General features: G+C 34.1%; 3 protein-coding genes. 1 reads left to right on the forward strand and 2 read right to left on the reverse strand.

The genetic code is table 11. The features are described 5' to 3' along the window. Window positions 1-339 precede the first annotated feature (339 nt). Window positions 340-1,008, reverse strand: coding sequence for a C40 family peptidase (locus MR593_RS02625; RefSeq protein WP_290686695.1), 669 nt, complete (start codon window positions 1,006-1,008; stop codon window positions 340-342). 186 nt (window positions 1,009-1,194) lie between these two features. Here MR593_RS02625 and MR593_RS02630 point away from each other — a divergent pair, with 186 nt between their 5' ends. After that, window positions 1,195-2,037 carry a CvfB family protein gene (locus MR593_RS02630; RefSeq protein WP_290686696.1) on the forward strand — a complete coding sequence of 281 codons (843 nt, stop codon included), beginning with the start codon at window positions 1,195-1,197 and terminating at the stop codon, window positions 2,035-2,037. A 125-nt stretch (window positions 2,038-2,162) separates the two neighbouring features. Here the strand turns inward: MR593_RS02630 and MR593_RS02635 are convergent. Then, on the reverse strand, window positions 2,163-2,988 hold an 826-nt coding region (locus tag MR593_RS02635; protein WP_290686698.1), incomplete at its 5' end, for an InlB B-repeat-containing protein.

Raw genomic sequence — 2,988 nt, forward strand, 5'->3', positions numbered from 1 at the left:
CGCCTTTTTTAAGTGTCCATATAACAGGATATGTATTTCCAGGACCACTTCTCACATTTAACGCATTCGTTTCAACTCTTCCGATATCTTCTGAGTTAGCATAGCTCACTACCTTAAACCCTACCGTAATAACCAAAGCCACTGATACCATAAGAGAAATTAATTTCTCCCTCATATTATCCCCGCTTTCTAATTTTTTATACAAAAAAAATAATAATTATGATTTTCTTATTATAACTATTATACCATTATTTACTTTAAATTCTATTAAAAAACCCCTTAAATGAAAAATACATCTAAGAGGTTCTATTTTTAAATATAAAAATTTATTTTACAAGCTTAAACTATTCTTCTGCCATTTACAAAAGCTCTATAATAATGTCCGCTAGACATATCTGATATAACGACTTTTCCCTTAGTTGAAGACGCATGTATAAACTGTCCTGAACCTAAGTAAATACCTGCATGTGAAACTCTTCCATCATTTGACCCTTGAGTATCAAAAAATACTAAATCGCCCTTTTTAAGATTGCTTCTGCTCACATATGTACCGTATTTACTTTGTGGTGATGGCGATCTAGGAATTGTTATTCCTAAAGTCTGTTTAGCTACATAATAAGTAAATCCTGAGCAATCAAAGGTATTTGGGCCTTGAGTCGCCCAAACATATTTGCAACCTAATTTAGATTTAGCATAGCTGACAATTCTATCCGCCTTGCTTGATGAGCCTGATAAATAGCTACTAGAAACATAACCTGTCTTGCTATTGTACTTTATTTTTGACCAGTTTCCAGTTTTGCTTATATAAGTCACCTTTGTACCTTTATTGATTTTGCATATTACAGAATAGCTTGTACTTGGTCCCGTTCTAAAATTCACTCTAGCCGTAACAGTTTTCACAGTATCAGCATATACCTCCATCACGCCTTCTGCAGACGAACCTACAAAAGAAAATAACATCGTCAGTGCAATCAACATTCCTAAAAATTTTGTTCTCTTTTTATCCATTTAACTAATTCTCCCTTTTCTATGTTAATTAATATTATTACATTTTTGTTACTTTTTTACAATATTTTTGTTACTTTTTTGTAACTTTTTGTTTTCCTCCACAATCCCGTTTGATAAAAATAAATAATCCATGTATAATAGGGATATAATAATGATAGTATTTTGAACGAAAAGGAGAATTTTAATTTGATAAAATTAGGTGAATACAATAAATTAAAAGTAAAGAGAAAGACAAATTTCGGCTATTTCGTAGGAGAAGAAGGCGCAAACTCAAACGACGACGTTTTACTTCATAAAAGACTTTTAAACAAACACACAGTAGAAGTCGGCGACGAGGTTGAAGTATTCATATATATGGACTCAGAAGGTAGACTTTCTGCCACTTTAGAATACCCAAAAGCAAAGCTAGGTGACGTCGCTTACTTAAAGGTAGTAGCACACACTAAAATAGGAAGCTTTGTCGATGTAGGACTTCCAAAGGACATCCTAGTTCCTTTCAAACAACAAACATTTGAAATGACTAAAGGCCAAAGATACCTATTCTATATATACCTAGATAAAACCGGAAGATTAGCAGCCACAACTGACATCTTCCCATACTTATCAACAAATCACGACTACAAAGTCGGCGATACAGTAGAGGGAATAGTATACGGCTTCCAAACAAACAACACAGCGATGGTATGTGTCGACAACAAATACGATGCAGTAATTCTAAACAACGAATACTTCACGGAATTAAAAATAGGCGACAAACTAGAAAATCTAAGAGTTATAAAAATTTACGAAGACGGCAAACTAGGTCTATCTCCAAGAGGCGAAAGATCAGAAGAGCTAGACACCCTAGAAAAAGCAATAATGAGCTACCTAGAAGGAAACGACGGCTTCATGAGATTTAATGATAAATCATCTCCTGAAGAAATCAAAACAGTCTTCAACTCTAGCAAGAAAAACTTCAAAAGAGCCCTTGGTGTCTTAATGAAGAAAAATCTTATAACTCAAGACGAAAGCGGATGTCATAGAGTTTAATAAGCTAGCTCACAAAACCTGCTTACAAAAGGCTATCGAGCAAAACTCGATAGTCTTTTATAATGCATCAAAAAAGCTTCCCCTATGATACTAATTTATCGTATCAATAAAGGAAGCATTTTTATCTATTTCAACAAGTCATTTACACTCTTTGATCCATTTGGATATTGTGAATAAACAGTATATTCGTTTCCAGCCTTATCCATGTAAATCACATAAGCTGCAGCTGTAATTTGTTTATCAAATTGAGCTCTAGGTATACCTATTAAAGTTCCTAAATATGTGACATAATTTTGATCTTCATTTACTTCATAATTGACCTTACCTATAGATCTAGCAATCTTAGGAGTATCTAATGTCAATGTTTCTCCTTCAGGAAGTAAGCTTTTAGGAAGTATAATTGTTCCCTTTTCAACTATTTCATCGCCGTCATTGTAAATCTTTGTACCAAATCTTATGCCGCTCTTATCGTATACTACTGCTTTAACCTGAGCTCCAAGCATTTTGACATGTGCCCATTTAGCTTTGTAAGTTACATCCTTAGTATATGTAGCGCCTGATTTGTACACTGTAGTCGTATCATCAGTATCTTCATACCAACCAACAAAAGTATATCCATCCTTAGTTGGTTCTTCTGGTGTATAGTTTAATTTACCTTCTGAATCTACAGCTCTCTTTATTACTTGATCTCCATTATCTGGATTAAATTTTACGATATTTTCTGCATCTACAGTTTCGCCCTTTGGCACTGTGTATGTCTTGTCAACTGTTCCATCGCCATCACTGTCGACTTCAAGAACCATATCCTCTGTAGAAACTGGCTTAGTTTTTATAATTGTATCTTTAGTTATTGGAACATCGTCGATTGTTGTCTCACTTTGCAATTCATCATTTGAATTATAGTAGCGTACAGTGTAATCCATTGTACCGTCACCAGTACCGTCTAGAGTA

This window comes from Intestinibacter sp., from assembly GCF_022780145.1.
GTDB lineage: Bacteria > Bacillota > Clostridia > Peptostreptococcales > Peptostreptococcaceae > Intestinibacter.

Excerpts from the sequence above, each read along its gene's own strand:
- MR593_RS02625 (WP_290686695.1), bottom strand. The coding sequence starts at position 1,008 with ATGGATAAAAAGAGAACAAAATTTTTAGGAATGTTGATTGCACTGACG.